Below are 26387 nucleotides of genomic sequence, written 5' to 3'. Positions count from 1 at the left end.
ACTTCGACCCTACCCTCGGCCGCTTTCCAATCATGTTCGGTGGGTATTCCCCTGGCGTGAGGGAGAGCGCAAGGGTGAAGATCGGACACACCTCGACAGTCTTTGTGATCTAGGGGTTTCAATCGACACCCACCCAGGTAGGGTCTGGAAGCGTCCAGCTCCCCTTGGAGGAGGTGAGGACCGTGGCAGCCCACGACGACGACATGAACCGCGGCATCCGCCCGGGACGAGGGTCCGATGACCCCGCCGGGCAGATCGCCTACCTTGAGCAGGAGATCGCCGTCCTGCGACGCAAGCTCGCCGACTCTCCGCGGCACACGAGGATTCTCGAAGAGCGGATCGTCGAACTGCAGACCAACCTGGCCGGCGTGTCCGCCCAGAACGAGCGACTCGCGAACACGCTCCGTGAGGCCCGCGACCAGATCGTGGCCCTCAAGGAGGAAGTCGACCGGCTCGCTCAGCCACCGGCCGGCTTCGGTGTCTTCCTCGCGGCGAACGAGGACGGCACGGCCGACATCTTCACCGGAGGCCGCAAACTCCGCGTGAACGTCAGCCCCGGCGTCGAGCTCGACGAGCTCCGACGCGGCCAGGAAGTCATGCTCAACGAAGCGCTCAACGTGGTCGAGGCCATGGAGTACGAGCGGGTCGGGGACATCGTCACCCTCAAGGAGATCCTCGAGGACGGCGAGCGCGCCCTGGTCATCGGGCACACCGACGAGGAACGGGTGGTCAGGCTCGCCGAGCCGCTGCTGGACGTCACCATCCGCCCCGGCGACGCCCTCCTGCTCGAACCCCGCTCCGGCTACGTCTACGAGATCGTTCCCAAGAGCGAGGTCGAGGAACTCGTCCTCGAAGAGGTCCCGGACATCGGCTACGAACAGATCGGCGGCCTCGGCGGCCAGATCGAGGCCATCCGCGACGCGGTCGAGCTCCCCTACCTGTACCCCGACCTCTTCAAGGAGCACGAACTGCGCCCCCCCAAGGGCGTCCTGCTCTACGGCCCCCCCGGATGCGGCAAGACACTCATCGCCAAGGCCGTCGCCAACTCACTGGCCAAAAAGGTCGCCGAGGTCACCGGCCAGGCCACCGGCAAGAGCTTCTTCCTCAACATCAAGGGCCCCGAGCTCCTCAACAAGTACGTCGGCGAGACCGAGCGGCAGATCCGCCTCGTCTTCCAGCGTGCCCGCGAGAAGGCCAGCGAGGGCACCCCCGTCATCGTCTTCTTCGACGAGATGGAATCCCTCTTCCGCACCCGCGGCTCCGGCGTCAGCTCGGACGTGGAGAACACCATCGTCCCCCAGCTGCTCGCCGAGATCGACGGCGTGGAAGGCCTCCAGAACGTGGTCGTGATCGGCGCCTCCAACCGCGAGGACATGATCGACCCGGCCATCCTGCGCCCCGGCCGCCTCGACGTGAAGATCAAGATCGAGCGCCCGGACGCCGAGGCCGCGAAGGACATCTTCGGCAAGTACCTCACCGAACGCCTCCCGCTGCACTCCGACGACGTCGGCGAACACGGCAACGACAAGACCACCACCGTCCAGAGCATGATCCAGACGGCAGTGGAACACATGTACGCCGAATCCGAGGAAAACCGCTTCCTGGAAGTCACCTACGCCAACGGCGACAAGGAAGTCCTCTACTTCAAGGACTTCAACTCCGGCGCCATGATCGAGAACATCGTGGGCCGCGCCAAGAAAATGGCGATCAAGGACTTCCTCGAGAAGAACCAGAAGGGCCTCCGCGTCTCCCACCTCCTCCAGGCATGCGTGGACGAGTTCAAGGAGAACGAGGACCTGCCCAACACCACCAACCCCGACGACTGGGCCCGCATCTCCGGAAAGAAGGGCGAACGGATCGTCTACATCCGTACGCTCATCACCGGAAAGCAGGGCGCGGACACCGGACGCTCCATCGACACGGTGGCGAACACCGGACAGTACCTGTAAAAACAGGGGCGGCTGCGGGTGCCCTCTCCGGGTACCCGCAGCCGCCTGTTTTTCAGGCCACGTCTGGAGCAAGGCAATGACGCAAATGATCTCCCCACCAGCGCAGAGGCGTTCTAGGCTCTTCCGTACCGCCGGGTCGCGCAGTGCGGGGACGGGCACCGCACACGCACCGGAGCACCACCGGTATCTGAGCGGCGCCCACGACCGAGGGTGCCGCCGGGCAAGGAGGGCCGCATGACCGTACGGCGAGTAATGGGCATCGAGACGGAGTACGGGATCTCCGTCCCCGGCCACCCCAATGCCAATGCCATGCTCACCTCGTCCCAGATCGTCAACGCCTACGCCGCGGCGATGCACCGGGCCCGCCGGGCCCGCTGGGACTTCGAGGAGGAGAACCCGCTACGGGACGCGCGAGGCTTCGACCTCGCCCGCGAGGCCGCCGACGCCAGCCAGCTCACCGACGAGGACATCGGCCTCGCCAACGTGATCCTCACCAACGGCGCCCGCCTCTACGTCGACCACGCCCACCCCGAATACAGCTCCCCCGAGGTCACCAACCCCCGCGACGCCGTCCTCTGGGACAAGGCCGGCGAGCGGATCATGGCCGAAGCGGCCGAACGCGCCGCCCAGCTCCCCGGGGCCCAGCCGATCCACCTCTACAAGAACAACACCGACAACAAGGGCGCCTCCTACGGCACGCACGAGAACTACCTGATGAAGCGGGAGACCGCCTTCTCGGACATCGTGCGCCACCTGACCCCCTTCTTCGTCTCCCGCCAGGTCTTCGCCGGCGCCGGCCGCGTCGGCATCGGCCAGGACGGCCACGAACACGGCTTCCAGCTCAGCCAGCGCGCCGACTACTTCGAGGTCGAGGTCGGACTGGAGACCACGCTGAAGCGCCCGATCATCAACACCCGGGACGAACCCCACGCCGACGCGGAGAAGTACCGCCGCCTCCACGTGATCATCGGCGACGCGAACCTCTCCGAGATCTCCACCTACCTCAAGCTCGGCACCACGGCCCTCGTCCTCTCCATGATCGAGGACGGCTTCATCGCTGTGGACCTGGCCGTCGACCAGCCCGTACGCACCCTCCACCAGGTCTCCCACGACCCGACCCTCAAGCGACTGGTCACGCTCCGCAGCGGCCGCACACTCACCGCGGTCCAGCTCCAGATGGAGTACTACGAACTCTCGCGCAAATACGTGGAGGAGCGCTTCGGCGCCGACGCCGACGACCAGACCAAGGACGTCCTCGCCCGCTGGGAGGACACCCTCACCCGCCTCGAGAACGACCACATGAGCCTCGCCGGCGAACTGGACTGGGTCGCCAAACGCGAACTGATGGAGGGCTACCGGCGCCGTGACGGCCTCGACTGGGACGCCGCGCGCCTGCACCTCGTCGACCTCCAGTACGCCGACGTACGGGCCGACAAGGGCCTCTACAACCGCCTCGCGGCCCGCGGGCGGATGAAGCGGCTCCTGGACGAGCCGGAGGTCGAGCGGGCGAAGTCGAAGCCCCCGGAGGACACCCGCGCGTACTTCCGCGGCCGCTGCCTGGAGCAGTACGCCGACGACGTCGCCGCGGCCTCCTGGGACTCGGTGATCTTCGACCTGCCCGGCCGCGACAGCCTCCAGCGCGTCCCAACCCTCGAACCGCTTCGCGGAACGCGAAATCACGTCAAGGAGCTGCTGGACCGCTGCCGCACGGCAGAAGACCTGGTCAGGGTCCTGTCGGGCGGCTGAGCGGGCCCGCGGACGCGGCCTTGCGAACGGGGTGGAAACCCCGCCGCGAGGGAATCATCGAGATGGCTCTCGTACGTTGGAACAACTACGGGGCCGATGTCGGACCCTCCTTGTAGGGTCTGATCACCACCGATCGGCAGGAATGCCGACCTGTCGACCATGTCGGGCGAACTGAGCGGGGTGAAGGTTATGGCGACCAAGGACACCGGCGGCGGGCAGCAGAAGGCCACGCGCTCCACCGAGGAGGTCGAGGAGCAGGCGGCGGAAGCGCAGGGCTCCGAGGACCTCAAGGAGCGCCACGAGAAGCTGAGCGATGACGTGGACTCCGTGCTGGACGAGATTGACGATGTCCTCGAGGAGAATGCCGAGGACTTCGTTCGAAGTTTCGTTCAGAAGGGCGGCGAGTAGCCTTCGAATCCAAGGCTTCGGGGGGCTCTCGGGTGAAGAATGAAGAGAGTGTGAAGCGTTGCTCGCGGTGCGGGGAGTCCAAACCGCGGGCAGCCTTCGCTGCTAACAGGGCGACTCGTGATGGGCTGCAGGCCTACTGTCGGGGGTGCTGGGCGGCCTATCATCAGGCCCGGCAACTGGCAAAAGGGAAGAACGTCCGGCCACGCACAGAGACACTCCCGGGCCACAAATTCTGTCGCAGCTGTGAGGAGATCAAGCCGCACAGTGAGTGGCACCGCAATGCAACGGCTTCCGACGGACTCTCCACGAGCTGCAAGGCATGTCGAGCAACAAAAGGGCGTGCGGGTCACCTGAAGCGCAACTACGGCCTCACCGAAGCCGAGCGTGACGCGATGGTCGCCTCTCAGATGGGGCTCTGCGTGATCTGCCTGAAAGCTCCTGCCGTACATGTGGATCATTGCCACGAGACGGGTAGGGTCCGTGGCGTACTGTGCTTCAACTGCAATTCGGCCATCGGCAAGTTGGGAGATGATCCCGACGCTGTTCGTCGGGCAGCTGCCTACCTGGAGGGAACTTCGTGGAAGCCAACACTCGTAGCACCGGGCGTCTACCAGCTGCCTTCCTGACGCCTGGGTCGTCCTCCTTCATGGACTTTCTCTCCGAGCACCAGCCCGAGATGCTGCCCGGCAACCGGCAGCTGCCCCCCATGCAGGGCGTGATCGAGGCGCCGCACGGGACGACCATCGTGGGGGTCACGTTCCCGGGCGGTGTGGTTCTCGCCGGTGACCGGCGGGCCACCATGGGCAATGTGATCGCGCAGCGGGACATCGAGAAGGTGTTCCCGGCGGACGAGTACTCGGCCGTCGGTATCGCCGGCACCGCGGGTCTCGCCGTCGAGATGGTGAAGCTGTTCCAGCTGGAGCTGGAGCACTTCGAGAAGGTCGAGGGGGCGCAGCTCTCGCTGGAGGGCAAGGCGAACCGGTTGTCGACGATGATCCGGTCCAATCTGGGCATGGCCATGCAGGGTCTGGCGGTCGTGCCGTTGTTCGCCGGGTTCGACGTGGATCGTGGCAAGGGCCGGATCTTCTCGTACGACGTCACGGGTGGCCGTTCGGAGGAGCACAATTTCGCCGCGACGGGTTCGGGCTCGGTTTTCGCGCGTGGTGCGATGAAGAAGCTGTTCCGTGGCGACCTGTCGGAGGCCGAGGCCACCATGCTGGTGGTGCAGGCTCTCTACGACGCGGCCGATGACGACTCGGCGACCGGTGGTCCCGATGTCGCCCGCCGGATCTACCCGATCGTCACCGTGATCACCGAGGACGGTTTCCGCAGGCTGACGGAGGAGGAGTCCTCAGAGATCGCCCGTTCCATCCTCGAGCGCCGCCTGGAGCAGCCGGACGGCCCGCGGGCCGCCCTGCTGTAGTGGGCGGGCCCTGTTCTTGTCCCAGGTGATCCAGTGACTTCGACAGAAAGGGATGGATAGCCGGTGTCGACGCCGTTCTATGTCTCACCTCAGCAGGCGATGGCCGATCGCGCGGAGTACGCGCGCAAGGGTATTGCCCGTGGCCGCAGTCTGGTCGTGCTCCAGTACGCCGACGGCATCGTCTTCGTCGGCGAGAACCCGTCCCGTGCGTTGCACAAGTTCAGTGAGATCTACGACCGGATCGGTTTCGCGGCCGCCGGTAAGTACAACGAGTACGAGAATCTTCGGATCGGTGGTGTCCGGTACGCGGATCTGCGTGGTTACACCTATGACCGGGACGACGTGACGGCTCGTGGTCTGGCCAACGTGTACGCGCAGACGTTGGGCACGATCTTCTCCTCGGCGGGTGAGAAGCCGTACGAGGTGGAGCTGGTGGTGGCCGAGGTGGGTGCCACGCCGGACGGTGATCAGATCTATCGGTTGCCGCACGACGGTTCGATCGTGGACGAGCACGGTTCGGTCGCGGTCGGTGGTAATGCGGAGCAGATCAGCAGTTATCTGGATCAGCGCCATCAGGACGGCATGACGCTGGCCGAGGCGTTGAAGCTGGCGGTGCAGGCTCTGTCGCGGGACACCAATGGCACGCAGCGGGAGATTCCCGCGGAGCGGCTGGAGGTGGCGGTGCTGGACCGTACGCGTCCGCAGTCGCGGAAGTTCAGGCGGATCGTCGGTCCGCAGCTGTCACGGCTGCTGGCGGCGGGCGGTGCGGCCGCGGAGGCGGAGAGTTCCGACGAGGAGTGATTCCTCCCCCGTTTCGCCCTGCTGTGCCCCGGCCGTTCGTTCGGCCGGGGCACAGGGCGTTTCAGGAGCGGCCTGGTGGGGCCGTGGAGCCGCGTACGACGAGTTGGACGGGAATGTCCCCGCCGTCGGGGACACGGCCCTCCAGGACGGCGAGGAGGGCTTGCATGCCGCGTTCGCCGAAGAGTTCGGCGTCCAGTCGTACGGTGGTCAGTTCCGGGTCGAGGGCGGTGGCGAGGGCGAGGTCGTCGAGGCCGGTGACGGAGAGGTCGTCGGGGACGCGCAGGCCGAGGCGGCGCAGGGCCTTGTAGGCGCCGGCGGCGAGTTTGTCGTCGTCGCAGACGATGGCGGTGGGGCGGGGGCCGGGGGTGCTGAGGGCGGTTTCCGCGGCGCGCAGAGCGCCGTCGATGGAGATCGGGGCGGGTGCGGTGCGCAGGGATGTGCCCGGCACGGCGTCGAGCCGGAGGGCCAGCTCGCGCGCGCGTACGTCAAAGGTCCAGGAGGGTACGTCGGCGGCGAGGTGGAGGAAGTGGCGGTGGCCGAGGCCGAGCAGGTGGTCGGTGACCTGGCGGACGCCGTCGGTGATGTCGAGGTTGACGGTGGCGGCGCCGAGGCTGCCCGAGGGGTCGCTGTCGAGCATCACGAGGGGTAGTTGGTCGCCGCGGATGGCGGTGAGCGCGTCGGCGGCCATGGAGGAGGCGATGACGCCGTCGAGGGCGGCCTGTGCGGAGGCGAAGGGGTCGCGGGCGGGGCCGATGCCTTCGGGGGAGGGGTAGAGCACGACGCCGAAGCCGTGGTCGGCGGCGACGCGGGCGGCGCCGGTGTAGACGCCGGCGAAGAATTCGGTGGTCAGGGCCGGGACGACGAGCAGGACGGTGCGGGTGCGGCCGAGGCGGAGGTTGCGGGCGGCGAGGTTGGGCCGGTAGCCGAGGTCGCGTGCGGCGTCGCGTACGCGTTGTGCGGTTGTTTCGGAGACGCGGCCGCGCCATTTGTCGCCGAGTACCAGGGAGACGGCGGCCTGTGAGACGCCTGCGGCCTGGGCGACGTCTCGGCTGGTGGGGCGGGTGCTGCCTCGTGCCACCGCGAGCCTGCTCCTTCGTCTGGACTGGGGGACAGCGCACATGGTACGTATGACAAGAGACGTTATACGTAAAACCCCGGGTCGGGTCGCCGTCCCGGGCGAGCCGACGGAGGCAGGCCGGTGGCCGGCGGATTCGCGGGGTACGGGGAGATCCTGAAGGCGCGGCACGCCGCCCGGCTGCTGACCGGCACGCTGGTGGGCCGGCTGCCGAACGCGACGTCCGCCATCGCGGTGATGCTGTTCGTGCGGGCCGAGGGCGGCACCTACAGCCTCGGTGGCGCGCTGGTGGCCGTGTACGGCGTCGCCAACGCGGTCGGCCAGCCGTTGCTGGGGCGGCTGGTCGACCTGTACGGGCAGCCGCGCGTCCAGCTGCCCGCCGCGCTCGCCTCCGCCCTGGCGATGGCCCTGTTCGCCTTCACCGGCATCGATCCGCTCCCGCTCGCGTACGCGGCCGTGGTGGCGGCAGGGTTCTTCACCCCGCCGCTGGAGGGCGGTCTGCGGGCCCTGTGGCCGTCGGTGCTGCGCCGTGAGGATCAGGTGCATACGGCGTACGCCATGGACGCCGTAGCGCAGGAGATCATGTTCACCGTGGGGCCGCTGCTGGTGACGCTGTGCGTGGCGCTGTGGTCGGAGCAGGCGGCGCTGCTGGTGCTGAACGCGGTGGGTGTGCTGGGGGCGCTCTCGGTGGTCGTGTCGGCCCCCTCGCGCGCGTGGCGCTCCGCGCCGCGCGAGGCGCACTGGCTCGGGGCCCTGCGCTCGCCCGGGCTGCTGGTGCTGCTGGGTGCGCTGCTGTTCGTCGGCATCGCGATGGGCTCGATCACGGTGGCCGCGGTGCCGTACGCGGACGACCATGGTGGTGACGTGGTGTACGGCTGGCTGATGGCCGCGCTGGGTCTGGGCGCGCTGCTCGGGGGTGTGGGGTACGGGGCGCGGCGGTGGAGCGGTGCGCCGGAGCGGCGACTGCGGGTGCTGGTGGCGTTTCTGGCGGTGTGTTATCTGCCGTTGACGCTGATGCCGGGCGCGGTCGCCATGGTGGCGCTGGCGGTGCTCGCCGGGGTGTTCCTCGCGCCGGTGCTGGCCTGCGCGTTCGTCATCGTGGACCGGCACGCGCCGCGTGGCACAGTGACGGAGGCGTTCTCCTGGCTGGTGACGATGTTCACGGTCGGGGCGTCGGTCGGAACCGGTCTGGCGGGCCCGGTCGTCGAGGCGGGCGGGGCCTTGTGGGGGTTCGCGGTGCCGGGGGCCGCGGGTGCCGTGTCGTTGCTGGTTTTGCTGGTCACGGGGCGGGTACTGGCAGCTCCCGTCGGGAGTGCGGTGGTTGCGGCTTCATCGGAAAATGATCCAAACCGTGCCGCCGAACCCCGTTTCAGTTCAGGGGATCGGGCGTAATGTTCAGTCATGGACCGCCGCATTTTCGGGCTGGAGAACGAGTACGGCGTCACGTGCACGTTCAGGGGACAGCGCCGCCTGTCGCCTGACGAGGTGGCGCGGTACCTCTTCCGCCGTGTCGTGTCATGGGGCCGAAGCAGCAATGTCTTTCTGCGAAACGGCGCCCGCCTCTATCTCGACGTGGGATCACATCCGGAATACGCGACACCGGAATGTGACAACGTGACCGAACTGGTCACCCACGACAAGGCCGGCGAGCGCATTCTCGAAGGACTCCTGGTGGACGCGGAACGACGCCTGCATGAGGAGGGAATCGCGGGCGACGTCTACCTCTTCAAGAACAACACCGACTCGGCGGGCAACTCCTACGGTTGCCACGAGAACTACCTGGTGGCCCGGCACGGGGAGTTCTCCCGGCTCGCGGACATCCTCATCCCGTTCCTGGTGACCCGGCAGCTGCTGTGCGGCGCGGGCAAGGTGCTCCAGACGCCTCGCGGGGCCGTCTTCTGCGTCAGCCAGCGGGCGGAGCACATCTGGGAGGGCGTCTCCTCGGCGACGACCCGTTCCCGGCCCATCATCAACACCCGCGACGAGCCGCACGCGGACGCCGAGCGCTACCGCCGTCTCCACGTCATCGTGGGCGACTCGAACATGTCCGAGACGACCATGCTGCTCAAGGTCGGTGCGACCGACCTGGTGCTGCGCATGATCGAGGCGGGCACGGTGATGCGCGACCTGACCCTGGAGAACCCGATCCGGGCGATCCGCGAGGTCAGCCATGACATCACCGGCCGGCGCAAGGTGCGCCTGGCCAGCGGCCGCGAGGCCTCCGCGCTGGAGGTGCAGCGCGAGTACTACGAGAAGGCCGTGGACTTCTGTGAGCGCCGGGGTATCCGTACCGGCACCGTGGAGCAGGTCCTGGAGCTGTGGGGCCGCACGCTGGACGCGATCGAGGCCGAGGACCTCGACCGGATCGGCACCGAGATCGACTGGGTGATGAAGTACAAGCTCATCGAGCGGTACCGGGCCAAGCACAACATGACCATGTCGCATCCGCGCGTGGCGCAGATAGACCTCGCCTACCACGACATCCACCGTCGTCGTGGTCTGTACTACCTGCTGGAGCGCAAGGGTCAAGCGACGCGGATCTGCAACGACTTGAAGATCTTCGAGGGCAAGTCGGTTCCGCCGCAGACCACTCGGGCGCGGCTGCGCGGCGACTTCATCCGCCGGGCCCAGGAACAGCGCCGGGACTTCACGGTGGACTGGGTCCACCTGAAGCTCAACGACCAGGCACAGCGCACCGTGTTGTGCAAGGACCCGTTCCGGTCGGTCGACGACCGGGTGGAGAAGCTGATCGCCGGAATGTGAGCAATTCGTTCCGGTGAATCCCGGAACGCAACGCGGGCGCCGTACGTTTTCCGTACGGCGCCCTTCTCACGCCGTAGAGTTGCGCGCACGCCATCAACAAGATCGACCGATTACGAGGCCCCCACCGTGCGCCGACGCTCACTCATCCTTGCCGCCGTACCCGCAGGACTGGTCACACTCGCCGGATGCGGTGACGAGAAGTCCGACTCGAGCACGGCGAGCGAGGAGGCGTCGCCCTCGGCCTCGGACACCTCCGCCGCGCCCGCGCCCAAGATTGTCGACGGTCCGCTGCCGGCCATCACGGCGGGCGAGAAGTTCGACGAGAAGCCGACGGTCGCCAAGGGCAGCGGTGAGCCGTCCGACCAGCTCGCGGTGAAGACGGTGATCGCCGGCGGCGGCACCACGGTCGCGGAGAACGACTACATCCAGGCCGACTACCTCGGTCAGATCTGGGCCACGGCGAAGGTCTTCGACAACTCCTACGACCGTAAGACGCCGCTGGTGATCCAGCTCGCCCAGGGCAGCATCATCGACGGCTGGCGGTACGCGCTGACGGGCAAGAAGACCGGCAGCCGCGTGCAGTTCTCCGTCCCGCCGACCTGGGGTTACGGCAAGGAGGGGAATGCGCAGGCGGGTATCAAGGGCACCGACACGCTGGTGTTCGTCGTGGACCTCCTGGCCACGTTCAACTCCAAGAGCTCCGCCAAGGGCGAGGACGTCCCGCAGGACGACGCCAAGCTGCCCAAGGTCGGTACGAACACCGACGGCAAGGCCCCCTCCATCGAGATCCCCGAGACCGACCCGCCGGCCAAGCTCGTGGCGAACTACGTCATCGAGGGCGACGGCGCGGAGGTCGCGGCGGACAACAGCGTGCTCGTGCAGTACAAGGGCGTCGTCTGGGACACCGGCAAGGAGTTCGACTCCACCTACAGCCGTAACGCGCTGACGTCGTTCTCGCTCCAGCAGGTCGTCAAGGGCTGGGGTCAGGGCCTGACGGGCAAGAAGGTCGGCAGCCGGGTCGTCATCGTGATTCCGCCGTCGCTGGGCTACGGCGACAGCCCGCCGAGTGGCAGCGGTATCGAGAAGGACTCCACGATGGTGTTCACGGTCGACATCCTCGCGAAGATGTGACGCCCCGCGAGGTGTAAGACTGTGGTGTTGTCCTTCCGACGGAGCAGGAGCGCAAGACGTGAGCATCGACAAGCCCGAGATCGACTTCCCCGGCGGCGAGCCCCCGGCGGACCTCGAGATCAAGGACATCTGGGAGGGCGAAGGCGCCGTCGCGCAGGCCGGGCAGAACGTCACCGTCCACTACGTGGGTGTCGCCTTCAGCACGGGTGAGGAGTTCGACGCGAGCTGGAACCGCGGCACGCCGTTCACCTTCCCGCTGGGCGGTGGCCGGGTCATCAAGGGCTGGGACCAGGGTGTGCAGGGCATGAAGGTCGGCGGGCGCCGCCAGCTGACCATTCCGGCCCACCTCGCCTACGGCGACCACAGCCCCACCCCGGCGATCAAGCCCGGCGAGACGCTGATCTTCGTCGTGGACCTGATCAAGGTCTGATCGTCGTACGACCGGTCGCGATCACCTGGGGCCCATGCCTGTCCGGGCATGGGCCCTCGGCTTTTGCCCGGGCACCGCGGAGGGGTACGGTCGTCGATCGTAAGCACCATAGGGGAGGCGAAGGGCGTCGATGGCCATTGCCAAGGCGGAGCGGCTGATGAACCTCGCGCTGTGCCTGCTCGGGACGCGCAGGCCGCTGAGCAAGCGGGAGCTGCGCGAGTCCATCGAGGCCTACCTCGAAGCAGGGTCGGACGACTCCTTCAACCGGATGTTCGAGCGCGACAAGGACGATCTGCGCGAGCTGGGCCTGGTCATTGAGACCGTGGAGAGCCTCGACGGCGAGATCGGCTACCTCGCCCGCCGTGACAGCAACCGCCTTCCGCCCATCACCCTCGACGCCGAGGAGGCGGCCGCGCTCGGACTGGCCGCCAAGGTGTGGCAGCAGGCCCGGCTCGCGGGCGCGGCCAGCGGAGCCTTGCAGAAGCTGCGGGCGGCCGGCCTGCCCGAGGACGTCGACCCGTACGAGGCGCACGGTGCGCTGGAGCCCCGGATCCCCGTGCACGAGGCGGCCTTCGAGCCGCTGATGCTGGCCTGCCGCGACCGCCGTCCGGTCGTCTTCGACTACCGCAAGGCCAACGCCGCGCACCCCGAGCCCCGGCATGTGGAGCCCTGGGCGCTGGAGTGCTGGCGCGGCCACTGGTACCTGGCGGGCTTCGACCGCGACCGGGGCGCCGAGCGGGTCTTCCGGCTGTCGCGGATCACCGGCAAGGTGCGCTCGCGCGGGACGAGTTTCACCGTGCCGGTCCCCGATGTCGTCACGGTCCGCGAGACCGTGGCCAGCTGGGCGGGGGAGACCGCCGACCGCAGCGCGCTGATCCGGCTGCGCGCGGACGCCGGTTACCCCTTGCGGGCGAAGGCGACCGCGGTGCGGGAACTGGGCGACGGCTGGGTCGAGTTGGAGATTCCGTACGGACACGGGCTGGACGCCTGGCTGGTGGAGTTCGGGCCGGACGTGGTGGTCCTGGAGCCCGCCGAGCTGCGGGCGGACGTCGTGGACCGGCTACGGGCCGTGGCCAAGGGCTGAGGGGGAGCGAGCAACACAGTGGCAGGCAAACCGGTCAGGCCGGCGAACGCGATCGACCAGACCCGGCGGATGCTCTCCCTGGTGACGTATCTCAGGGAGCGCCCCGGCGCGCGGATCGAGGACGTGGCACGCGCCTTCGGCATCACCGAGGACGAGCTGGTCTCGGACCTCGACGTGCTGCCCATGTGCGGCACCAGCTTCCGCGGCGGCGATCTGCTGGACATCGACACCGACGGCGAGCGCATCTGGTGGCACAACCCGGCGGCGCTGGGCGCGGAGGCCGCCGAGCCGCTGCGGCTGGCCGCCGACGAGGCGACCGCGCTGCTGGTGGCCGCGCGGGCGGTGGCGACGCTGCCGGGCCTGCGCGAGGGCGACCGCCAGGCGCTGCTGCGGGCGACCGCCAAGGTGGAGACCGCCGCCGGCGAGGTGGCCGGCGCCAGCTCCCGCCTCTCGGTGACCTTCGAGTCCGAGGGCGGGGTCTTCGCCGACGTGGACCGGGCGATCTCCGAGCGCCGCCGCCTGTGGATCCGCTACTACTCGCCCGCCCGCGACGAGCTGAGCGAGCGCGAGATCGACCCCATCCGGCTGGTCAGCGTCGGCCACACGTACGTGGAGGCCTGGTGCCGCCGCTCCGAGGCCCGGCGCACCTTCCGGCTGGACCGCGTCGCCGAGATCAGGATCCTCGACGAGCCCTCCGCGCCGCCCGAGATCGAGCTGCGGGACCTGTCGGAGGCGCTGGTGCAGCCGGCCGCCGAGGACCCGGAGGTCGTGGTCGAGGTCGGTCCGGGCGGTCGCTGGGTCGCCGAGTACTACCCGCACGACAGCGCCGATGAACTTCCCGACGGCGGGCTCCGTATCACTCTGCGCACGCCCGAACCGGCCTCGCTCAGGCGCCTGGCCCTGCGGCTCGGCCGCGACGGCCGGATCGTCTCGCCGCCGGACCTCGCCGACAGCGCCCGCCGGGCCGCCCGCGAGGCGCTGGCGGCGTACGACGGGATCGAGGCGGCGGGGGAGCGGGACGCGGCCGAAGGGCCGCGGTCCTCGGACGGCGGGCGGCAGGGCAGTCGGATCGACGGGCGGGAGCAGGAGCTTTGAGCGAGTCGGTGACGTCCGGTGTACGGGGCATCTCGGTGGCCTCGGCGTTCGCGGGCATGAGGAGCGTGGCCCCGGTGACGTTCAGGGCGGGCTGCCCGGACTGCCGGGGCCGCTTCGAGCTTGCCGCGAGCGCCCTGCGCCTGGCCATCGGCGCCACCAGCCGCACCACGTTCTACTCCTTCACCTGCCCCGACTGCGGCGCGGCCGTCCGCAAGCCGGCCGGCGAGCGGATCGTCGAGCTGCTCAGCGGCGGCGGGGTCAGGACCCTGCGCCTGCACACGCCGTAGCACGGTCTAGGCTCGGCTCATGTTCTGGCCGATGTTCGCCGTTGCCGTGGGTTTTCTGGGTCTCGCCGTCCTCGCGGTGTTCGCCGTCCGGGTCTTCCTGGAGGCGCGGCGCCTGGGGCAGCAGGTCACGGAGTCGGCCCGGCGCATCAACCGGGCCGCGGAGGACCTGGAACGGGCGGCCGTGAGCGCGGCCCGGGCCGCGGACACCCTGTGACAGTGGCGGTGCCCAGTGGCGGACACCCTGTGACGGCGGCGGTGCGCGCAGCGGGGTGAAGGTGCTTGTGGGGAGCCTGTGACCACGGCTGTGGTGGGCCTCTCCTGCCGCTGTGGCGGTCCTGTGAGTCCTGCGCGGAATGCGTTTTGGGCCACTTCGCCCTCCCGCGCCGGTGGTGGGGACAGGTACGCTGCTGATCGCGGCCCGGAGAACGAGGCCCGGACCGCGGACCGGGAGTACGCACGGGGATTGCCTCTCGTTTACCCCTGAGCGTTACGATCGCTGCCAACACGACCGTTCGGACACATGTCCGACCGGTCGGACAGCACCCCCACCCAGCCGCCTCGGTGAGAAGGTAAAGACTTATGTTCGGAAGGCTCGGCGCCCCCGAGATCATTCTCATCCTCGTCGTCATCATCCTGCTGTTCGGCGCGAAGAAGCTTCCGGACATGGCCCGCTCGCTCGGCAAGTCCGCGCGCATCCTCAAGAGCGAGGCCAAGGCGATGAAGGAAGAGGGCAGCAGCACCACCACCCCGGCCGGCCCGCCGAACCCCGGTGAGCAGGCTCCCTCGCAGCGCACCATCCAGGCCGCCCCCGGCGACGTGACCAGCTCCCGCCCGGTCACCGAGCCGACGGACACGACCAAGCGCTGACGCAGGGCCGGTGACCTCCGGCCCGCCGCACGAGATGGGAACGTGGGTTGCTCAAGTCTGCCCGCAATCAGGAGAAGGACCCCGAGGGGCGGATGCCCCTCGCGGAGCATCTTCGTGAGCTGCGCAACCGGCTGGTGAAGAGCCTGTTGGCGATCGTCGTGACGACGGTCCTCGCCGCCTTCTTCTACAAGGACATCATCCAGTTCTTCACCGATCCCATCCTGGACGCGGTGGGATGCCCGTACAGCTTCGCCGAGCTGGCGAAGGGCACCGAAGAGACCCAGTGCGCGCGCATCGTGCAGAACGGTCTGCTGAGCCCGTTCACGCTCGCCCTGACGGTCTCCCTGGCGTCGGGCGTGGTGCTCGCGACGCCGGTGTGGCTGTACCAGCTGTGGGCCTTCGTGGCGCCCGGCCTGCACCGGAGCGAGAAGAAGTACTCCCTCGCCTTCGTGGCCGCCGGCTTCCCCCTGTTCCTCATGGGCGCGTACTTCGCCTACTGGTCGCTGCCCAAGATGGCGTCGGTGATGCTGGAGTTCTCCATCATCGGCAGCGACAACCAGCTGCCCCTCGACGACCTCCTCCAGCTGATCATGCGGATGATCCTCGTCTTCGGCCTCTCCTTCGAGCTGCCGCTGCTCCTGGTCATGCTGAACTTCGGCGGCGTCATCACGGGTAAGCGGATGGCCGGCTGGTGGCGCGGCATGATCATGGGCATCACCGTCTTCGCGGCGATCGCCACGCCCAGCACCGACCCCATCTCCATGCTGGCCCTGGCCGGTCCGATCTGGATCATGTACTTCGGCGCGTCGGCCATCGCGCTTCTCAACGACCGCCGCCGGGCCCGCCGCGACGCCGAGGGACCGTCGGACGACGAGGCGTCGGACCTGGACCTCACGCCTGACGACATCGGCGAGGTCGAGACGGTCAGCGCCAGCCGTGTACTGCCCGAGCAGGCGACCACGGACCGGGTCAACGGGTACGACGACGTGACCTGAGCCCGCACCCGATGCCGGAACCGGGCCCGCACCCGGCCGGCACACAGCGAGAAGCGGCCCGTCGCAGGAGCGACGGGCCGCCTTCCGTTTCCGGGCCGCGCAGGCTTTTCCGGGTGCGCGGCTTTCCGGGCTGCGCCGACTTTTCCGGGGTGCCCCGGCTTCGGCCGTCAGATGCTGGGCGAGCCGCCCAGGGACCAGCTGCCGCCGCCCGCACCGTCTCCGCCGTCGTTCTGGATGTCCCACTTCACAGTTCCGTCGGCGGTCCAGCCGCCGGTGGTGGCGCTGTGGAAGGCGGAGCCGTTGACCCGGGTGGAGCCGGACTCCTTGACCTTGATCGTTCCGTTGATGTTGAAGTCCTGGTTGCGGTGGTCCGTGTCGTTCCGCTCCAGCCGGAGGTTCAGGACGAGGTCCTCCATGCCGGCGCTCACGCCACCGCCGCCGTCGTTCCAGGAGATGTCGGCGTAGGCGTGGTAGTCGTTGCCGGCCGTGCGGGTCACGCAGAGCTTCACGGCGAGGTCGAGGTCGGGACCGATGGTGTCCCACTCGTTCTTCTGCACGGCGCCGCACTTCGTCGCGGCGGCGGCCACGGCGGAGCCGGGCGTCAGCACGACGGCTCCCACCGCGGTCACGGCCACGGCCGCTGCGGCGCTGGTCAGGCTTCCGTGCTTGTCGGACAGTGATCTTTCCATGGGGATCCGTTTGAGATGTCAAGGAGTTTGGGCGCCGGACGAAAGCGCTTACTCGGTGGAGGCCCGGGGCAGGGACAGCTCGTCGCGGCAGTCGATCCGGATAATGATCGTCCTGTTGTCAGTGGGGCCCGGTACGCTCGAATGCACGATGACAGAGGACCTCTCACCGGCCGAGCGGTACGCGGCGGCGCGCAGGCGTGCCGCCGAGCAGGCCACCGCACTCGCGTCCTTCCGCGAGATGTACGACTTCGGTCTCGACCCCTTCCAGATCGAGGCCTGTCAGGCACTCGAGGCGGGCAAGGGCGTCCTGGTGGCCGCCCCCACCGGCTCGGGCAAGACGATCGTGGGCGAGTTCGCCGTCCACCTCGCCCTCCAGCAGGGCAAGAAGTGCTTCTACACGACACCCATCAAGGCGCTGTCGAACCAGAAGTACTCCGACCTGTGCCGTCGCTACGGCACCGAGAAGGTCGGCCTGCTCACCGGCGACAACAGCGTCAACTCCGACGCCCCGGTGGTCGTGATGACCACCGAGGTGCTGCGGAACATGCTGTACGCCGGCTCGCAGACCCTCCTCGGCCTCGGATACGTGGTGATGGACGAGGTGCACTACCTCTCCGACCGCTTCCGGGGCGCGGTGTGGGAAGAGGTGATCATCCACCTTCCCGAGTCGGTCACCCTGGTCTCCCTCTCCGCGACCGTGTCCAACGCCGAGGAGTTCGGCGACTGGCTGGACACCGTCCGCGGCGACACCGAGGTGATCGTCTCCGAGCACCGGCCCGTGCCGCTGTTCCAGCACGTGCTCGCCGGACGGCGGATGTACGACCTCTTCGAGGAGGGCGAGGGACACCGCAGAGCCGTCAACCCCGACCTGGCCCGGCTGGCCCGGATGGAGGCCAGCCGGCCCTCGTACCAGGACCGCAGACGCGGCCGCACGAACATGCGCGAGGCCGACCGGGAGCGCGAGCGCCGGCAGCGGTCCCGGGTGTGGACACCCGGACGTCCCGAGGTCATCGAGCGGCTCGACGCCGAGGGCCTGCTGCCCGCCATCACCTTCATCTTCAGCCGCGCCGCCTGCGAGGCCGCCGTCCAGCAGTGCCTCTACGCCGGGCTGCGGCTCAACGACGAGGAGGCGCGGGCGCAGGTCCGGGCGCTCGTCGAGGAGCGCACCGCCGCCATCCCCCACGAGGACCTGCACGTCCTCGGCTACTACGAGTGGCTGGAGGGCCTGGAGCGCGGTATCGCCGCCCACCACGCGGGCATGCTGCCGACCTTCAAGGAGGTCGTCGAGGAGCTGTTCGTGCGGGGCCTGGTCAAGGCCGTGTTCGCCACCGAGACCCTCGCACTGGGCATCAACATGCCCGCGCGGTCCGTGGTGCTGGAGAAACTCGTCAAGTGGAACGGCGAACAGCACGCCGACATCACCCCCGGCGAGTACACCCAGCTGACCGGGCGCGCGGGCCGGCGCGGGATCGACGTCGAGGGCCATGCCGTCGTGCTGTGGCAGCGCGCCATGAACCCCGACCACCTCGCCGGACTCGCGGGCACGCGCACGTACCCACTGCGCTCCAGCTTCAAGCCGTCGTACAACATGGCGGTCAACCTGGTCGATCAGTTCGGCCGGCACCGCTCGCGCGAGCTGCTGGAGACCTCGTTCGCGCAGTTCCAGGCGGACCGGTCGGTCGTCGGGATCTCCCGCCAGGTGCAGCGCAACGAGGAGGGACTGGAGGGCTACAAGGCCTCCATGACCTGCCACCTCGGCGACTTCGAGGAGTACGCGCGCCTGCGCCGCGAGCTGAAGGACCGCGAGACCGACCTGGCCCGCCAGGGCGCGGCCCAGCGGCGCGCCGAGGCCGCGGTGGCGCTGGAGAAGCTGAAGCCGGGCGACGTCATCCATGTGCCGACGGGCAAGTACGCGGGTCTGGCCCTGGTGCTGGACCCCGGTCTCCCGGCCGGCCGTGCCAACGGGCACCGCGGCTTCGAGGCGCACGACGGGCCGCGCCCGCTGGTGCTGACGGCCGAACGCCAGGTGAAGCGGCTGGCGTCGATGGACTTCCCGGTGCCGGTCGAGGCGCTGGAGCGGATGCGGATCCCGAAGTCCTTCAACCCGCGTTCCCCGCAGTCCCGCCGCGACCTCGCGTCCGCGCTGCGGACCAAGGCCGGGCACATTCCGCCGGAGCGGGCCCGCAAGAAGCGGTCCCAGGCCGCCGACGACCGCGAGATCGCCCGGCTGCGGACCGCCCTGCGCGCCCACCCCTGCCACGGCTGTGACGAGCGGGAGGACCACGCGCGTTGGGCCGAGCGCTACCACCGGCTGCTGCGGGACACCTCGCAGCTGGAGCGGCGCATCGAGGGGCGGACCAATACGATCGCCCGCACGTTCGACCGGATCGTCGCGCTGCTGACCGAGCTGGACTATCTGCGCGGCGACGAGGTCACCGAGCACGGCAAGCGGCTGGCGCGGCTCTACGGCGAACTCGACCTGCTCGCGAGTGAATGTCTGCGGGCCGGGGTCTGGGAGGGGCTTGCCCCTGCCGAGCTGGCCGCCTGTGTCTCCGCGCTGGTGTACGAGGCACGGGTCGGGGACGACGCGATGGCGCCGAAGCTGCCCTCCGGCAAGGCCAAGGCCGCGCTCGGGGAGATGGTCCGGATCTGGGGGCGGCTCGATGCCCTCGAGGAGGACTTCCGGATCAGTCAGACGGAGGGGGTGGGGCAGCGTGAGCCCGATCTCGGCTTCGCCTGGGCCGTGTACATGTGGGCTTCCGGGAAGGGGCTCGACGAGGTGCTGCGCGAGGCGGAGATGCCGGCGGGGGACTTCGTGCGGTGGTGCAAGCAGGTGATCGACGTGCTCGGGCAGATCTCCGCGGCGGCGCATGTCGAGGGATCGACCGTGGCGAAGGCCGCGCGCAAGGCGGTTGATCAGGTGCTGCGGGGGGTTGTCGCCTATTCGTCGGTGGGGTGACCTGCCGGCGGGTGGGCGCGGGACGACCGCGGCACCTCAGCGCTCGTTCAGATATGTCAGATAGGAGCGCCAGCCGCCGTGAGCCGTGATGTCCTCGGCGTCCGCCAGGGCGTCCGGCTCGCACAGGAAGCCGGGAACCCGGCTGCCGTCCGCCAGCTCCACGCTGCCCAGGGTCATCGGGCGGGGGAGGGACGACAGCAGGCTGCCCAGGCCTTCTGCCGGGAGGCGCCAGATCTCGGCCTCGATTTCCGCGCCTCCCTCTCCCACATGCTCCAGGCCCGGCTTCGGCGGGATCGTCCGCAAGGCGTGCAGGCGGTACACGGCGGCCGTTGTCGTCGTACGGTCCCTTACCGCGCCCAAGGCCAGGAGCTGAGGATTCAGCGGCTGGCCGGACAGATGCGCGCCCACCACCGCCAGTCGGGTCTCCGGGCGGAGCGACCCGGCGATCCGGGCCAGCCGCTCGTCCGTGAACGCCGGACCGATCAGCATCACGCCGAACGGCAGGCCGTTCACCTCGCCGGCCGGGGCGGCCACCGCGGCCAGGTCGAAGAGGTTCGTGGAGTTGGTGAAGCGGCCCAGGCGGGCGTTGGCGCCCAGCGGGTCGGCGGCGACCTCGGCGAGGGTGGGATGCCCGGGGGTGGTGGGCAGCAACAAGGCGTCGGCGTCGGCGAGTTCCGCCAGAGCGCGGGTGCGCAGGGCGGCCAGTCGGTCCTGGTCGGCGAAGAGCCGGTGGGCCGGGATGTCGCGGGCGCGGGTGAGGATGTCGGCGACCGTCGGATCGAGGCCGTCGCCGCCCTTCTCGATCAACTTGTCGACAAAGCTCCCCACCGCTGTGTACCGCTCGGCCACGAACGCACCCTCGTACAGCATCGCCGCCGCCTCGGTGAACGGGGTCAGGTCGAGAGGGCGGATCTCGGCCCCGGCCGACACCAGCTGCCGTACCGCCGCCTCGTAGGCCTGCGCCCAGCCCTCGTCCAGCTCGCCGAGCTGTTCCAGCGGCGGGATCGCGATGCGCCAGGGGCCACCGGGGCGCCTGGGAAGGGACGGGACCGGGCCTGCGACCATGTGGGCCAGGGCCCGCTCCGCCTCCGGGAGGGTGCGGGCGAACACGGTCACACAGTCCAGGGACGCGCAGGCCGGGACCACGCCCCGCGTCGGGACCAGGCCCCGGGTGGGCTTCAGGCCGACGATGCCGTTGAGGGCGGCCGGGACGCGGCCCGAACCGGCCGTGTCCGTGCCGAGCGCGAGGTCGACGATGCCCAGGGCCACGGCGACGGCCGAACCGGAGCTGGAGCCGCCGCTGATCCTGGCCGGGTCGTGGGCGCCCCGGACCGCGCCGTACGGGGAACGGGTGCCCACCAGGCCCGTCGCGAACTGGTCCAGGTTCGTCGTGCCCAGCGGCAGGGCGCCCGCCGCCCGCAGCCCGGCGACCACCGGGGCGTCCTCGAGAGGCTCGTAGGCGTACGCCGGGCAGCCCGCCGTCGTGGGCAGGCCCGCCACGTCGATGTTGCCCTTGACGGCCAGCAGCCGGCCGGCGAGCGGCAGGTGCTCGCCCCGAGCCACGCGTTCGTCGATCGAGCGGGCCTCCGCCTCGACCTCCTCCCGCGGGCGCAGGTCGATCCAGATCTCCGGGCGGTCGACGGCGTCGATGCGCGCGTAGGCGGCGCGTACCCGGGTGAGCGTGGTGGACATGTCCTGTTCCTCTCTCAGTTCGCGGCCGGGGCCAGGACGACCAGCGCCGTCCCCGCCTCCACCTGGTCGCCCGGCCTGGCCAGGATCTCCGTCACCACGCCGGTCATCGGCGCGTGCACCCTGGACTCCATCTTCATCGCCTCCAGCGCGAGCAGCGGCTGCCCCGCCGTGACCGTGTCCCCCGGCGCCACGTTCAGCTGCCACACGGAGGCGGCGAACTCGGCCTCGACCAGCCGTCCGCCCGCCGGGATCGTTATGTCGGCCGGGGGAGCGGCCGGTGCCGTCGCCGCCTCGGCGCGCGCGAACTCCCCCGCCGCCTCCCACGCGTCCCGCTCCGCGGCGAACGCGGTCCGCTGCCGGGACCTGAACTCCGCGATGGAATCCGCGTGTTCGGCCAGGAAGGAGCGGTACTCCGCCAGCGAGAAGGTGCCCTCCTCGATCCGCGGCACGAAACGCCCGGACGTGATGTCGGCCCGCAGGTCGAGGAGTTCGTCCGCGTCGACCGGGTACCAGCGGATCCGGTCGAAGAAGCGCAGCAGCCAGGGCGAGCCCGGCTCGAACGCGCCGCGCTGCTGCCACGCCGACCACACCTGGGTCGTGCGGCCCACGAACTGGTAGCCGCCAGGGCCCTCCATGCCGTAGACGCAGAGGTAGGCGCCGCCGATGCCGACGGAGTTCTCGGCCGTCCAGGTGCGCGCCGGGTTGTACTTGGTGGTGACCAGCCGGTGGCGGGGGTCGAGCGGGGTGGCCACCGGGGCGCCCAGGTAGACGTCGCCGAGGCCCAGGACCAGGTACTCCGCCGCGAAGACGGTGTCGTAGACGTCCGCGACCGCCTCCAGGCCGTTGACGCGGCGGATGAACTCGATGTTCCACGGGCACCAGGGGGCGTCGTCGCGGACGCCCGCCATGTAGCGGGCGATCGCCTCGCGGGTCGCCGGGTCGTCCCAGGAGAGGGGGAGATGCACGGTGCGGGAGGGGACCACCAGCTCGTCCGTGGGCGGCAGGGCCGCCACCATCCGCCGTACGGCGGTGAGCAGGGCACGCTGGGAGAGGCGGTGCGGGTCCGTCCGGATCTGGAGGGAGCGGATGCCCGGCGTGAGGTCCGTGACCCCCGCCACCTCGGCCTGGGCCACCGTCTCCATCAGGGCGTGGACGCGCATCCGCAGCGCCAGGTCCAGCTGCATCGGGCCGAACTCGACGAGCAGGTTGTCGTCACCGCTGCGGCGGAAGGTGACATCGCCGTCCCGGGCCAGTACGCCGCCGTCCACGATGTCCGGGCGCGGGCTGCCGCTCACGTCGACCGGCCGGAAGCGGACCGTGTCGCCGGGGCGCAGCTGGCCCAGCTTCCAGCGCTCGGAGCTGAGCACGGTCGCCGGGCAGACGAACCCGCCGAGCGAGGGGCCGTCGGGGCCGAGCAGCACCGGCATGTCGCCGGTGTAGTCGACGGCGCCGACGGAGTACGGGGTGTCGTGGATGTTTGACGGGTGCAGCCCCGCCTCGCCGCCGTCGGTGCGCGCCCAGCGCGGCTTGGGCCCGACCAGGCGCACCCCGGTGCGGGCCGAGTTGAAGTGGACCTTCCACTCGGCGGCGTAGAACTCGCGGATGTCGTCCTCGGTGAAGAAGTCCGGTGCGGCGTGCGGGCCTTCGACGGCCCCGAGGTGCCAGACGGACGCGAAGGAGGGGCGGTCCGTGATCCGTGTGCCCTCGGCGACCGTACCGCCGTGCAGGACGTCCCCCGTCCGCAGCGCCCGTCCGCCGTGCCCGCCGAACCGGCCCAGGGTGAAGGTGCTCGCGCTGCCCAGGAAGGCGGGGACGTCCAGGCCGCCCGCGAACAGGACGTACGTCCGCAAGCCGTGCTCGCCGGGTGCGCCGACCGTCAGCAGGGCTCCGGCCGGCACGGTCACCGGCTCCCACTGGGCGACCGGCGCGCCGTCGACCGTGACGGGGGCCGGGGCGCCGGTCACGCACACGGTCGTGGGGTGGGTGAACCTCAACGAGGGCCCCTGGAGCGTGCTTTCGAGGCCGGGGGCGCCCTCGGGGTTGCCCAGCGCCCGGTTGCCCAGGCGGAAGGAGCGGTCGTCCATCGGGCCGGACGGCGGGACCCCGACCTGCCAGTGGCCGGTCCGGCCGGGCCAGTCCTGCACGGTGGTCAGCGTGCCGCCGGAGACCACCTCGATGCGCGGGGTCGGATCGCACACCTCGGCGAGGGTCGCCGTCGAGTGGGCCGCCGTCACGAACCGGGCGTCCGCGAGCGCCGCCCGCACCAGCCCCAGGTTCGTCTCGATGCCGTCGATCCGGGTCCGGGCCAGCGCCTCGTCGAGGCGCCGCAGCGCATGGTCCCGGTCCGGGCCGTACGCGACGACCTTGGCGAGCATCGGGTCGTACGACGTGGTCACCTCGGTGCCGGTCTCCACCCAGCCGTCGACGCGCACCCCGCCCGGGAACTCGACCCGGGTCAGCAGGCCCGTGCTGGGACGGTGGTCGCGGCTGGGGTCCTCGGCGTAGATCCGGGCCTCGACGGCGTGTCCGCGCGGCCGGCCCGGGTCGCGTACGATGTCCCGCTCGCCGCGTGCCAGCCGCAGCATCCAGGCGACCAGGTCGACGCCGTAGATCTCCTCGGTGACCGGATGTTCCACCTGGAGCCGGGTGTTGACCTCCAGGAAGCAGGCCTCCTCGCGGACGGCGTCGTACACGAACTCGACGGTGCCGGCGGAGCGGTAGCCGACGGAGGCGCACAGATCGCGGGCGGACCGCGCCAGTTGGGCGCGGACGCGGTCGGGCAGGCCGGGGGCCGGTGCCTCCTCCAGGACCTTCTGGTTGCGGCGCTGGAGCGAGCAGTCGCGGTCGCCGAAGGTGACGACCCCGCCCTCGCCGTCGCCGAAGACCTGCACCTCGACATGGCGGGCGTGCTCGACGAGCCGTTCCAGGAAGAGACCCGATGCGGACTTCGCGGAGAAGGAGGCGGCGGCGACGCGCTGCACCCGCTCCCAGGCGTCGGTGAGTTCCTCGGCCGACCGGCAGGCCGCCATGCCGATGCCGCCGCCCCCGCCGGTCGCCTTGAGCATCACCGGGTAGCCGATGACCTGGGCTTTCTCCAGTGCTTCGGGGAGGGACGCCAGCAGGCCCGTCCCCGGTGCCAGGGGGACCCCGGCCGCCTTCGCCGCCGCCCGGGCCGTGTGCTTGGCGCCGAACAGCTCCAGCTGCTCGGGCGTCGGGCCGACGAACACGATCCCGGCGTCCGCGCAGCGGCGGGCGAAGGCCGCGTCCTCCGAGAGGAAGCCGTAGCCCGGGTGGATCGCGCCCGCCCCGGTGTCCTTGGCGGCCCGCAGCACCAGGTCGGCGTCGAGGTACGACTCCTTCGCGGGCGCCGGGCCGAGCCGTACCGCCTCGTCGGCGAGCCGGACGTGGGGTGCCGAGCGGTCGGGGTCGGAGTACACGGCGACCGTGCGCAGGCCCAGGTCACGGGCGGTGCGGATGATCCGGACGGCGATCTCGCCCCGGTTGGCGACCAGCACGGTGTCGAAGGTCATGCGTCCGCCCCGGTGACCGGTGCCGCGGTGATCGTCATCTCCACCGCCGTCGGCTCGAAGCCGTTGCACGGGTTGTTGATCTGCGGGCAGTTGGAGACCAGGACGAGGACGTCCCGTTCGGCGCGCAGGGTGAGGGCGAGGCCGGGGGCGGAGAGGCCGTCGACGATGCCGAGGGTGCCGTCCTTCTCGACGGGCACGTTCATGTACCAGTTGATGTTGGAGACCAGGTCCCGCTTGCCCAGGCCGTGCCTGGCGCCCTCGGCCAGGAAGTTGTCCACGCACGCGTGCTGCGCGAAGGTGTGGTGGCCGTAGCGCAGGGTGTTGGACTCCTTGGAGCAGGCGCCGCCGACGGTGTCGTGCCGGCCGACGGCGTCGGCGGTCACCGTCATCAGTGGGGTGTGCTCGTTGGACATCAGCACACTGCCCGTGGTGAGGAAGATGCCGCCCTGGGCGTGGATCGTGTCGGGCGCGCTGTAGCGCACGGACGTGTCGTGGGCGTCGTACACGAGGAAGTCGACGGCCTGGTTGCCGTGCAGGTCGGTGATGGTGAGCGTCTCGCCCTCGTGGACGACGGCCGACCAGGCGGCGCGGGCCGGGACCACGGTCTGCGTGCTCATGCGAGCCCCCTCGCGGTGAGGAATTCGGCGGTGTTGAGGAAGGCGCGGCGGCCCTCGGGAGTGGCGTCCCACAGCGGGTCGCCGGGCCGGATGGGCGCCGCGCGCCAGGCGAGCACCTCCAGCGGGGTGCTGACGTACGCGGGGCGGGGGTCGGCCGGGTGCGGCACGTTGGCGATCAGGACCGTGAGGTCCTGTTCGGCGCGCAGGGTGACGCTGCCGCCCGGGCCGGCCGAGCCGGTGAAGTCGAGGGAGCCGTCGTCGCGGATCTCCACGCCCTGGAAGAAGGAGAGCGAGGGCGGCAGGTCGCGGGGTGCGAGGCCGTTCTTGGCGGCGGCCAGCTTGAACAGCTCGCGCCCGGCGGGGGAGGGGCCCTGCGGGCTGCCGTCGCCGTAGCGGCCGGTGTTGCGGACCAGGGTGGAGGTGCCGCACAGCGCGTCGTGCCGGCCGGAGCTGTCGGCGACCACCGAGGCCAGCACCCGGCCCTGGTCGGAGAGGAGCAGGACGCCCTCGCCGAGGTAGGCGTTCCACTGGACCTTGACCGTGTCGGCGACGTTCAGCCGCTCCCAGGGGCGGCCGTCGACGTACAGCAGCAGGTGGGCGCAGGCGTCGCCGCTCAGGTCGGTCAGGCGCAGCTCGGTGCCGCGGGCGAGGACCCGGTGGGTGTAGTTGCCGCCCGCCACCGTCTCCGCCCACACCAGGCGGTCCGCCTCGCAGGGTGGGGCCGGCCAGTCCGCCGCCGGGACGACGGGCATTGCCTCGGCCCGGGTGCCCTCCTGGGCCCGGGCGTGGGCGCGTGCTCCGTAGGTGGTCGCTGTCGCCATCGCGGGACCTCTTCTCCTCCGGGTC

The 26387-nt window shown here is 70.2% G+C and carries 23 protein-coding genes; 17 read left to right on the top strand and 6 right to left on the bottom strand.

Annotated features, from left to right (window positions below):
• Window positions 1-182 precede the first annotated feature (182 nt).
• From arc to prcA, 6 genes are all read left to right on the top strand, one after another.
• A complete protein-coding gene (arc, locus tag ACZ6D7_RS20250; protein ID WP_469492137.1) occupies window positions 183-1949 on the top strand; it encodes a proteasome ATPase in 1767 nt (588 codons plus the stop codon).
• 234 nt (window positions 1950-2183) lie between these two features.
• A complete protein-coding gene (gene dop / locus ACZ6D7_RS20245; protein ID WP_469492135.1) occupies window positions 2184-3695 on the top strand; it encodes a depupylase/deamidase Dop in 1512 nt (503 codons plus the stop codon).
• A gap of 189 nt (window positions 3696-3884) precedes the next feature.
• Window positions 3885-4103: a ubiquitin-like protein Pup gene (locus ACZ6D7_RS20240; RefSeq protein WP_469492228.1), complete on the top strand. Its 219-nt coding sequence runs from the start codon at window positions 3885-3887 to the stop codon at window positions 4101-4103.
• Between the two features lie 50 nt (window positions 4104-4153).
• Complete coding sequence (locus tag ACZ6D7_RS20235) at window positions 4154-4729, top strand: endonuclease VII domain-containing protein (RefSeq protein ID WP_469492226.1); 576 nt, start codon at window positions 4154-4156, stop codon at window positions 4727-4729.
• Window positions 4681-5526, top strand: a complete 846-nt coding sequence (prcB, locus tag ACZ6D7_RS20230; RefSeq protein ID WP_469492133.1) for a proteasome subunit beta — start codon at window positions 4681-4683, stop codon at window positions 5524-5526. Before ACZ6D7_RS20235 ends, prcB begins: the two co-directional genes overlap by 49 nt.
• Window positions 5527-5589: 63 nt before the next feature.
• A complete protein-coding gene (gene prcA / locus ACZ6D7_RS20225; RefSeq protein ID WP_469492131.1) occupies window positions 5590-6327 on the top strand; it encodes a proteasome subunit alpha in 738 nt (245 codons plus the stop codon).
• A gap of 61 nt (window positions 6328-6388) precedes the next feature.
• Here prcA and ACZ6D7_RS20220 read toward each other — a convergent pair whose 3' ends face one another.
• Window positions 6389-7405: a LacI family DNA-binding transcriptional regulator gene (locus ACZ6D7_RS20220; RefSeq protein WP_469492129.1), complete on the bottom strand. Its 1017-nt coding sequence runs from the start codon at window positions 7403-7405 to the stop codon at window positions 6389-6391.
• A 120-nt stretch (window positions 7406-7525) separates the two neighbouring features.
• Between ACZ6D7_RS20220 and ACZ6D7_RS20215 the strand changes: the two genes are divergently transcribed.
• From ACZ6D7_RS20215 to tatC, 10 genes are all read left to right on the top strand, one after another.
• Window positions 7526-8794 (top strand): MFS transporter, encoded by a 1269-nt coding sequence (locus ACZ6D7_RS20215; RefSeq protein ID WP_469492127.1) that lies wholly within the window; start codon window positions 7526-7528, stop codon window positions 8792-8794.
• A gap of 9 nt (window positions 8795-8803) precedes the next feature.
• A complete protein-coding gene (pafA, locus tag ACZ6D7_RS20210; RefSeq protein WP_469492124.1) occupies window positions 8804-10165 on the top strand; it encodes a Pup--protein ligase in 1362 nt (453 codons plus the stop codon).
• A 126-nt stretch (window positions 10166-10291) separates the two neighbouring features.
• Entirely contained in the window at window positions 10292-11296 is a 1005-nt protein-coding gene (locus tag ACZ6D7_RS20205; RefSeq protein WP_469492122.1) for an FKBP-type peptidyl-prolyl cis-trans isomerase, read from the top strand.
• A gap of 58 nt (window positions 11297-11354) precedes the next feature.
• Window positions 11355-11726: an FKBP-type peptidyl-prolyl cis-trans isomerase gene (locus tag ACZ6D7_RS20200; RefSeq protein WP_469492119.1), complete on the top strand. Its 372-nt coding sequence runs from the start codon at window positions 11355-11357 to the stop codon at window positions 11724-11726.
• A gap of 130 nt (window positions 11727-11856) precedes the next feature.
• The gene (locus tag ACZ6D7_RS20195; protein ID WP_469492117.1) at window positions 11857-12810 is read left to right on the top strand and encodes a helix-turn-helix transcriptional regulator; all 954 of its coding nucleotides are present in this window, start codon (window positions 11857-11859) and stop codon (window positions 12808-12810) included.
• Window positions 12811-12828: 18 nt separating this feature from the next.
• Entirely contained in the window at window positions 12829-13905 is a 1077-nt protein-coding gene (locus tag ACZ6D7_RS20190) for a helix-turn-helix transcriptional regulator (RefSeq protein ID WP_469492115.1), read from the top strand.
• Window positions 13902-14192 (top strand): hypothetical protein, encoded by a 291-nt coding sequence (locus ACZ6D7_RS20185; protein ID WP_469492114.1) that lies wholly within the window; start codon window positions 13902-13904, stop codon window positions 14190-14192. The genes ACZ6D7_RS20190 and ACZ6D7_RS20185 overlap by 4 nt, the downstream gene beginning before the upstream one ends.
• Before the next feature lie 19 nt (window positions 14193-14211).
• On the top strand, window positions 14212-14406 hold the full coding sequence (locus ACZ6D7_RS20180; protein WP_469492112.1) for a hypothetical protein: 195 nt from the start codon (window positions 14212-14214) through the stop codon (window positions 14404-14406).
• A 365-nt stretch (window positions 14407-14771) separates the two neighbouring features.
• A complete protein-coding gene (gene tatA / locus ACZ6D7_RS20175; protein WP_469492110.1) occupies window positions 14772-15059 on the top strand; it encodes a Sec-independent protein translocase subunit TatA in 288 nt (95 codons plus the stop codon).
• 47 nt (window positions 15060-15106) lie between these two features.
• The gene (tatC, locus tag ACZ6D7_RS20170; RefSeq protein ID WP_469492108.1) at window positions 15107-16054 is read left to right on the top strand and encodes a twin-arginine translocase subunit TatC; all 948 of its coding nucleotides are present in this window, start codon (window positions 15107-15109) and stop codon (window positions 16052-16054) included.
• Window positions 16055-16221: 167 nt separating this feature from the next.
• Here the strand turns inward: tatC and ACZ6D7_RS20165 are convergent, their stop codons facing one another.
• Window positions 16222-16743: a hypothetical protein gene (locus tag ACZ6D7_RS20165; RefSeq protein WP_469492106.1), complete on the bottom strand. Its 522-nt coding sequence runs from the start codon at window positions 16741-16743 to the stop codon at window positions 16222-16224.
• A gap of 103 nt (window positions 16744-16846) precedes the next feature.
• On the opposite strand from ACZ6D7_RS20165, the gene ACZ6D7_RS20160 reads away from it, so the two are divergent.
• Window positions 16847-19702, top strand: a complete 2856-nt coding sequence (locus ACZ6D7_RS20160; protein ID WP_469492105.1) for a DEAD/DEAH box helicase — start codon at window positions 16847-16849, stop codon at window positions 19700-19702.
• 36 nt (window positions 19703-19738) lie between these two features.
• On the opposite strand, the gene atzF is transcribed toward ACZ6D7_RS20160, so the two are convergent.
• The 4 genes from atzF to ACZ6D7_RS20140 are packed head-to-tail and all read right to left on the bottom strand — an operon-like array spanning window position 19739 to window position 26362.
• The gene (gene atzF / locus ACZ6D7_RS20155) at window positions 19739-21394 is read right to left on the bottom strand and encodes an allophanate hydrolase (protein ID WP_469492104.1); all 1656 of its coding nucleotides are present in this window, start codon (window positions 21392-21394) and stop codon (window positions 19739-19741) included.
• Between the two features lie 14 nt (window positions 21395-21408).
• On the bottom strand, window positions 21409-24924 hold the full coding sequence (locus ACZ6D7_RS20150) for a 5-oxoprolinase/urea amidolyase family protein (protein ID WP_469492102.1): 3516 nt from the start codon (window positions 24922-24924) through the stop codon (window positions 21409-21411).
• Window positions 24921-25541 (bottom strand): urea amidolyase associated protein UAAP2, encoded by a 621-nt coding sequence (locus ACZ6D7_RS20145; RefSeq protein WP_469492100.1) that lies wholly within the window; start codon window positions 25539-25541, stop codon window positions 24921-24923. Before ACZ6D7_RS20145 ends, ACZ6D7_RS20150 begins: the two co-directional genes overlap by 4 nt.
• The gene (locus ACZ6D7_RS20140) at window positions 25538-26362 is read right to left on the bottom strand and encodes an urea amidolyase associated protein UAAP1 (protein ID WP_469492098.1); all 825 of its coding nucleotides are present in this window, start codon (window positions 26360-26362) and stop codon (window positions 25538-25540) included. The genes ACZ6D7_RS20145 and ACZ6D7_RS20140 overlap by 4 nt, the downstream gene beginning before the upstream one ends.
• Window positions 26363-26387: the final 25 nt, after the last annotated feature.

This window comes from Streptomyces sp. NPDC041784, from assembly GCF_055591025.1.
The sequence above is the reverse complement of the archived record's forward strand: the minus strand, read 5'-3'. Positions and strand labels throughout refer to the sequence as shown.

Bases quoted from the DNA above. Each gene is read 5' to 3' on its own strand.
- dop (WP_469492135.1), top strand. From the start codon at position 2,184: ATGACCGTACGGCGAGTAATGGGCATCGAGACGGAGTACGGGATCTCC.
- ACZ6D7_RS20240 (WP_469492228.1), top strand. From the start codon at position 3,885: ATGGCGACCAAGGACACCGGCGGCGGGCAGCAGAAGGCCACGCGCTCC.
- pafA (WP_469492124.1), top strand. From the start codon at position 8,804: ATGGACCGCCGCATTTTCGGGCTGGAGAACGAGTACGGCGTCACGTGC.
- ACZ6D7_RS20195 (WP_469492117.1), top strand. From the start codon at position 11,857: ATGGCCATTGCCAAGGCGGAGCGGCTGATGAACCTCGCGCTGTGCCTG.
- ACZ6D7_RS20180 (WP_469492112.1), top strand. From the start codon at position 14,212: ATGTTCTGGCCGATGTTCGCCGTTGCCGTGGGTTTTCTGGGTCTCGCC.
- tatA (WP_469492110.1), top strand. From the start codon at position 14,772: ATGTTCGGAAGGCTCGGCGCCCCCGAGATCATTCTCATCCTCGTCGTC.
- ACZ6D7_RS20165 (WP_469492106.1), bottom strand. From the start codon at position 16,743: ATGGAAAGATCACTGTCCGACAAGCACGGAAGCCTGACCAGCGCCGCA.
- ACZ6D7_RS20160 (WP_469492105.1), top strand. From the start codon at position 16,847: ATGATCGTCCTGTTGTCAGTGGGGCCCGGTACGCTCGAATGCACGATG.
- atzF (WP_469492104.1), bottom strand. From the start codon at position 21,394: ATGTCCACCACGCTCACCCGGGTACGCGCCGCCTACGCGCGCATCGAC.
- ACZ6D7_RS20150 (WP_469492102.1), bottom strand. From the start codon at position 24,924: ATGACCTTCGACACCGTGCTGGTCGCCAACCGGGGCGAGATCGCCGTC.
- ACZ6D7_RS20145 (WP_469492100.1), bottom strand. From the start codon at position 25,541: ATGAGCACGCAGACCGTGGTCCCGGCCCGCGCCGCCTGGTCGGCCGTC.
- ACZ6D7_RS20140 (WP_469492098.1), bottom strand. From the start codon at position 26,362: ATGGCGACAGCGACCACCTACGGAGCACGCGCCCACGCCCGGGCCCAG.